Annotated in this window: 7 protein-coding genes; all 7 read left to right on the top strand. The window is 57.9% G+C overall.

What is annotated here, in order from left to right; genetic code table 11:
* Positions 1-1613: phage terminase large subunit (gene terL, locus RI563_RS11750; RefSeq protein WP_310694574.1), on the top strand; the 1613-nt coding region annotated here is incomplete at its 5' end.
* Entirely contained in the window at positions 1613-3661 is a 2049-nt protein-coding gene (locus tag RI563_RS11745) for a hypothetical protein (RefSeq protein ID WP_310694573.1), read from the top strand. The genes terL and RI563_RS11745, both read left to right, overlap by 1 nt.
* 59 nt (positions 3662-3720) lie before the next feature.
* Entirely contained in the window at positions 3721-4743 is a 1023-nt protein-coding gene (locus tag RI563_RS11740; RefSeq protein WP_310694572.1) for a hypothetical protein, read from the top strand.
* 34 nt (positions 4744-4777) lie between these two features.
* Positions 4778-5824: a phage major capsid protein gene (locus tag RI563_RS11735; RefSeq protein ID WP_310694571.1), complete on the top strand. Its 1047-nt coding sequence runs from the start codon at positions 4778-4780 to the stop codon at positions 5822-5824.
* A gap of 54 nt (positions 5825-5878) precedes the next feature.
* Positions 5879-6208, top strand: coding sequence for a hypothetical protein (locus tag RI563_RS11730; protein ID WP_310694570.1), 330 nt, complete (start codon positions 5879-5881; stop codon positions 6206-6208).
* 29 nt (positions 6209-6237) lie between these two features.
* Complete coding sequence (locus RI563_RS11725) at positions 6238-6912, top strand: hypothetical protein (protein WP_310694569.1); 675 nt, start codon at positions 6238-6240, stop codon at positions 6910-6912.
* A partial coding sequence (locus RI563_RS11720) for a hypothetical protein (protein ID WP_310694568.1) occupies positions 6912-7438 on the top strand: 527 nt, incomplete at its 3' end. The genes RI563_RS11725 and RI563_RS11720, both read left to right, overlap by 1 nt.

Here is a 7438-nt window from a genome sequence, read left to right as displayed (position 1 = left end):
CCCGCAAAAAACAGCCCCAGAAGTCCAGCACTCAGGATCTCGAAGATCAGCTGAGCGCGGCCAAGCGCATCTATGCGGCCAAGAAGGCGCATGATTCGTTTGAGGCGTTCATGAAATTCATCATGCCGGACCCGCACGATCCGGATGACACGGACAAATCGCAGTTTGTCGTCAAGCCGCATCATCGTCTTCTGTGTGAAGCGCTGGAGAAAGTGGAGCGGGGCGAGCTGATGCGCCTGGCGATCTCGATTGCGCCGCAGCATGGCAAAAGCCAAATCGCATCCCGCGGCTTCCCCAGCTGGTTTATGGGCCGCAACCCTTACCGCAACCTGATGCTGGGCACTTATAACCAGGACTTCGCCAACGACTTCGGCGGTGAAATTCGGGAAATCATGATCTCGCCGCAGTTCAGGCAAGTGTTCCCGGACGTGGGCTTTCGTAAAGGCTCCAAGGCCAAGGAAGCTATGATCACCACCGATAAGGGGAAGATGAGCTTTATCGGGCGCGGATCGTCCGGTACGGGGAAGCCGGCAGACATCTTCATCATCGACGACCCGATTAAAAACGCTTCCGAGGCAGACAGCCCGGCGGTACGTAAAGAGTTATGGGATTGGTTCACCAAGGTGGCGTACACCCGTTGCCATGCCGGCACGCCGATAATCGTCATCCAGACTCGCTGGTCGGAGGATGATTTGATTGGCCGCCTGTGCGACCCGGATCACCCGGACCATGACCCGGAGATCGCCGCACCCTGGACCTACATCAATATCCCGGCCCTGTTCGAGTCCGAAAAAGACAAGGAGATTGCCGACGCCCTGGGAGTGGAGATGGGCGGCGCGCTGTGGCCGGAGCGTTTTTCCGTGGACCATCTCAAGTCTGCCCGCAAGCTGAATCCGCGTGGCTTCTCCGCGCTGTACCAGGGCCGCCCGGCGCCGGAGGACGGGTCTTACTTCAAGCGTGAAAACCTGATTGGTTATCAGCCGCATGAACTACCCCGTAAAGAAGACCTGGCGATCTATGGCGCCTCGGATCACGCCCTGACCACCAAGGAAGAAAACGACTCCAACGTGGGCGGTTGCTTCGGGATGGATAAGGACGGGGTGGTCTGGATCTTCCCGGACATCATCTGGGACCGCATCGAAACCGATGAGCTGGTCGAGCGGATGATCCAGCAATTCAAGCATCACCGCCCCCAGTTATGGTGGGCAGAGAATGAGCATATCAGCAAGGCGATTGGCCCGTTCCTACGCCAGCGCCAAAAGGAAGAGAAGGCGTACACGACCGTTGTGCCGATCACGGCCAGCAAGGACATCAAGGCCCGCGCCCGCTCTATTCAGGGGCTGATGTCGTTGAACATGGTGCGCTTCCCAAAGTTTGCGCCCTGGTGGCAGGAAGCGGAAAACGAAATCATCAAATTCCCGAATGCCACACACGATGACTTTATCTCCTTTTTGTCTTACATCGGCCAGGGTTTGGACTCAATTCATTCAGCCCAGCCCAATGTAGTGAAAGAAGGGAATGTTTACAAGGTAGGCACGCTGGGCTGGACCAAGATGGCGGCCGAGCAGCAACGCAGAAACGATCGATTACATAAAATGTCTGGAGGATTCTAGTGGACACTGAAAACGAACAGGTTATCGACCGAGACGATCCGGACATGGAAAACGAGGCGCGCCAGGAGCTGATTAAGCGGTGGTGTGGCGAGATCACCAGCGCCAAGGAGCATCACAAGCCACGCTTCGACAAGATGCGCGAGCATATGAAGTTTGCCTTTGGTGACCAGTGGGAGGGACAAAAAGGCAAGTACGTGGCCAACATCACCCAGCGCCACATCCGCAACCGGGTGTCTTCACTGTATGCAAAAAATCCAAAAGCTTCCGCCAAACGCAAGGAACGGCTCGATTTTGAAATCTGGGATGAGTCGCCGCAGTCCCTGATGCAGGCGCAGCAGACCATGGCGATGGCCCAGCAAAATCCGCAGATGATGGATGATCCGGCCGTGGGTCAGATGATGGCCGAGGCAAAGGCGTTACTGCAGGATGCTCAGCAGGGGATGGAGCGCCGCGCCATGCTCAAGAAGGTGGCCAAGTCGCTGGAGATCCTGTTTCACCACTATCTGGATGAGCAGGTGCCGCGCTTCAAGATCAGCGCCAAGGCCCTGGTGGGGCGTACCTGCATAACCAGCGTGGGGTACGTCAAGTTGGGCTTCCAGCGCCAGATGGACAAAAGCCCGGACGCCATGCAGCGCCTGGACGATTTCAGTCAAGAGCTGGCCATGATGGAGGCCGTTTCGGCTGATCTGGCGGACGGTGAGATCGAAGAGGATAACCCCCGGGCCGAAGAGCTGCGCCAAATGATCAAGACGCTTCAGAGCCAGGATGACGTGCTGGTGCGCGAGGGGCTGGTGTTCGACTTCCCGCGCTCAACCAGCATCATTATCGATCCGGACTGCTATTCGCTGAAAGGCTTTGTGGGGGCGCGCTGGGTGGCGCATGAGTTCCTGTTCACCAAGGAAAAAATCGAGGAGATTTACGAGGTGGACGTGGGCGATGCGGCCCGCAAGTATACCGACGAGGGCAAGCGCGCCACCGGCAAAAAGAAAAAGGATTCGCTGCACTGTGTCTGGGAGGTCTACGACAAGGCCACCGGGCATATGTTCACCATCTGTGACGGCTACAAGGAATACCTGAGTGAGCCGGAGCCGCCCACCGTGTACGTGGAGCAGTTTTTCCCCATTTTCTCTCTGACGTTCAACGACCTGGAGCATGATGAGGAGATTTTCCCGCCCTCAGACGTGGAGCTGATCAAGGATGCCCAGAAGGAGCACAACCGGTCCCGGGAGGGGTTGCGTGAGCACCGCAAGGCCAATCGCCCGCGGTATTTTGCGGCGACCGGTGCGTTATCTGAAAACGATCAGGACAAAATGTCCATGGCCGTGGCGCACGAAGTCATCAATATCGACGGCATGGCGCCCAACGAGCGCATCGAGGACAAGCTGCAGGCGTGGCGCGGGGCTCCGATCGACCCGGGCATGTACGACACCTCCTACAATTTCGACGACATTATGCGCACCGTGGGCACCCAGGAGGCCAATCTGGGCGGCACCGCCGGCGGGACAGCCACCGAGTCCAGCATTGCCGAGGGATCGCGCCTGTCCAGCGTCGCCTCCAACGTGGATGACCTGGACGACCTGCTGACGGACGTGGCCCGGGCTGCCGGGCAGATCATGCTCGAGGAGCTGAACGAGGAGACGGTCAAGCAAATCGCCGGGCCGGGCGCTGTCTGGCCGGATATGACCCGGGCGGAGATTGCAAAAGAGGTCTATCTGGAAGTGGTGGCCGGCTCCAGCGGGCGCCCGAACAAAGCCCAGGAAATCGCCAACATGGAGCGGATCCTGCCCTACCTGGTGCAGATCCCGGGCATCGACCCGACCTGGCTGGCCAAGCAGGTGCTGGATCGCATGGATGACCGCCTGGATATGACCGAGGCGCTGGCGGAGGGCATGCCCTCCATCACCGCTATGAATGCCAATGCCCAGCCCGGGCGGGGTGAGGATGACCCGAATCAGCAGGGCCAGGAGGGTGGCAACAATGCCCGCGCTGCCGGAAGGGGTAATGAGGGGGCGCAGCCCGCCATGCCTGGCGATCAGGCGCGTGGGTAAGATGTTGATTTTGTCTGGTAATCACGCTACATTTCATACAACTGAAAGGAGAGACGCTAATGTCAACTGTAGATTCGTCTACTACAGACCTGGACGCTAAAACCAACCCGGAATCGTCCACCGAGGTTACCGAAGAAAGTCAGGACGCTAATACCCCTGCGGAGTCGTCCAACGCAGATGAGGGCGCTAAAGGTCCGGAGTCGATGTTTGATGCCGTCAAGGAAGTGATGGATCGAGACAAGGCAACGGATGAGGAATCGCCAACCTCCGACGAAGAGAAGGATGAGACAGACGCGGAAACGGGAGACACCGACGCCGAAAGCGAAGACGGCGAAGGTGAGAAAGACGAAGACCTCCCCTTCCATAATCATCCGCGCTGGCAGGAGATGGTTCAGAAAAACCGGGAGCTTGAGGAGCGGGCGAAAGCCTCCGACGAGCTGATGGAATTTACTGAACAAGCCGGCCTGAACCAGGAAGAGCTGACCAACGGCCTGAGCATTATGCACTTGCTCAAGACCGATCCATACAAGGCACGCGAAGCATTGCTGCCGTATATGGAGCAGTTGGACAAGCTGACTGGGCAGGGTGGACTGCCAGAAGATTTGCAGCAGCAGATCGATGCTGGACGCATCACCGAGGAGTACGCCCGGGAATTAAACCAGGCGCGCGCCAAGGCACAACATGCCGAGAGTCGGGTTGCGTACCAGCAGGAGCAAAGCCAGCGGGAGCAACAGGCCCAGCAGGAAGAACAGCTCAATCAGCTGCGCTCGCAAATGCGGGATAGCGTCACCGCTTGGGAAGCTGAGTGGAAAAAATCTGATCCGGACTTCGACAAAAAGCAACCGTTAGTCACGGACCGTGTACGGACGTTGATCCAGACGGAAGGCCCGCCGGCCTCAGTTGAGCAAGCGCTTGAGCTGACAAAGCGGGCCCGGACCGACATTGAAAAACACCTCAAGTCGATCACCCCTGGACGCAGCGCCCAGAAACGAACTGTCACTGGCGGGTCATCTGTTAATAAAGCGACGCCGCAGCCGAGCAGTATGTTGGAAGCAGTCAGAAACGCTGCCCAGAAAAGCTGAACAAGCTGCGGCATGACCCAAGAGGAATAGGATCATGGCATTTACCGCACAAGAGTTGAACAACATCGCGAACGCCGCACTGGATTATAATATCCGGGGTGGCGCTCTGTCACAAACGATCCAGGAGCGCCCGTTGCTGAGCTTCCTGGAATCTAACAAAAAGTCGTTCCCCGGTGGCAAAGAAGCTATCACCGGTCCGGTCAAAGGTGTTTACACCTCCGAGGCCCAGGGTTACAGCCATGATGACACCGTCATCTACAAAAACCCGGCCAACCTCAAGCGCTATTCAGTCAACTGGTATGAATTGCACTGTGGTATCAACGTGACCATGACCGAGCTGAAAAACGATGGTATCTCTGTCGTTGACAGCATGAACGGCGCCGAAACCACCGAGCACAGCGAGCGTGAGCTGACTGTGCTGACCGGCCTGCTGGAAGACAAGGTCGAGGACATGAACGAGGGCTGGGCCCGTAGCTTCAACTCCATGTTGTGGCAGGACGGTACTCAGGACTCCAAGGCGGTTCCTGGCCTGCTGTCCTTCATCCTGGACGATCCGACCGCTGCCGGCTCAACCTTCGGCATCGACCGCACTGCCAATACCTGGTGGCGCAACCGGGCCAGCCTTCTGATCAATGCCAGCACGGCAAGCAATCAGAACCTGGTCAACGAACTGCAGAAGGAAATCCGCCAGCTGCGTCGTTACGGTGGTCGTCCTGACAAGTTCCTGGCCGGCTCCGACTTCATGGATGCCCTGGAGCAGGAACTGCGCGCGAAAGGTAACTACACCGAAACGGGCTGGTCCAAGAGCGGTGGTGGTCGCATCGATGCGAGCGTTGCCGACATGGCCTTCAAGGGTATTCCGATCGAATACGATCCGACCCTCGATGACCTGGGACGGGCAAAGTATGGCTATATCCTCGATTCCAACCACATCAAGCTGCGGCCGATGGATGGCGAGGACATGAAGTCACACAACCCGGCACGGCCTCCGGAAAAATACGTGATCTACCGTGCCATGACCTGGACCGGTGGTTTGGTCTGCGACCAGCTTAACAGCTGCGGCGTGTACTCAATCTCGTAAACCCATAGGGGCGCCCTGCGCGCCCCTTCTTTTCTGTAACAGGAGAAACACACCATGCGTCATTACGACATCAATATTCGCCCCGGCGGCCATCAAGGCACCGATGTTCCTATGAAGGGCGTATCCGCGGCTGAAGTATTTTTGCTGCGCAAAATTCATGGTGAGGATGCAGTGATTAAAGTGCAGCCTCGCAAGACGACCAAGATCCCGCACGCCGACCTGCGTGATGATCTGATCGCCAAATACGGCGAAAGCAAAGTCATCCCGGTATTCGGCTCGGCTTTCGATGTTCGGCTTCCCGAGAAGCTGAGCGACCAGGACATCTCCGCCAATCTGCCGGTTGACCAGCAGTCCAGCGACGATGTCATCGAAGGGGCAATGTAAGAATGCCCCGGGGGGAGACGCTTGGCGAGTTGACCGAGCAGGTCCGTCATGAGTGCCGAAAGTCGTCTAATGCCTCGCGCGGCATCGATAACCTGAGCCATATTCAGCAGGTTATCCGCCGCGTCTACGAGGAGCTGTACGACGACTTTGACTGGCCGCACATGAAGGTCTGGAAAGACAAGACCATCAACGCCGGGCAGCGGTACTATGATTTCCCCTCCGATCTCAACCTGGAGCGCACCAACGAAGAAGCCTATTTCAAATATGGCAGCGTCTGGGTGCCTCTGGCCTACGGAGTGGATCCCGAGGATTACACCATCCACAACAGTGACGATGACGACCGGGCTGATCCGGTGCTCAAGTGGCATATTATCGACGTGACCGGTACGCCCCAGTTCGAGGTATGGCCGCTGCCGGCCTCCGCCGGGACGGTGCGCTTCACTGGCATCAAGAGCAAAACCGACCTTTCATCATCCTCGGCAAAATGCGATCTCGACAGTGTTATGATCGTCCTGTTTGCCGCGGCAGAGATTCTGGAGGCGGCGGGAGCAGCGGATGCTCGCAGCAAGCTGGCCAAGGCTCAGGCGCGCAAAATCCGGATGCAGGGTCGCACGCAGAAGACTGGCCGGCGGACTATGACGGGTGATCAGGTGGACGACAAGCGTACGCCTGGCGACATCCGCATCAGCTATACGAGCACCTGATGGCTTACGTCCTGGTCGAAGATTTCAAGCGGGGGCTGGATCGCCGCCGCTCGATGGACACCACGCCGGCCGGATCGTTATGGGAGTGTATTAACGCGCATATCTCCCGCGGCGGTGAGATTGAAAAACGCAAAGCGTTTGTGTCCAAGTATTCATTACCGGCTGGCGAGACGTTCGGCCTGCATGCCACCGGCACGGCGCTCTATACGTTTGGGTCGGCCGCCTCTCCGGGCGTGCCCGCCGGCGTCACCTACCAGCGCCTGCAGCACCCAGACGGCTCCACCGCCATGAGCGCCATCCTCTATACCGAGAATTTTGACGGCAAGGTGTATGCGATTGCCGAGTTCACCGATGGCAATATCTATCATTATTACAATGGTTCTCGGGTGACAACCTGGGACGGCATTGCCACCTCGGTCTCCAGTAATAACCAGGTCGCCAACGCCCTGGCCATCAAGATCAATCAGGAGGCGGATTATTCTGCCTCGGCCACCACGAATGTCGTTACCATCACGGCGGCCGTAGC

This window comes from Thiohalophilus sp., assembly GCF_031581315.1.
Classification (GTDB): Bacteria; Pseudomonadota; Gammaproteobacteria; order UBA6429; family Thiohalophilaceae; genus Thiohalophilus.
Note: the sequence above shows the minus strand (reverse complement) of the source record. Positions and strands in the feature narration are given on the sequence as shown.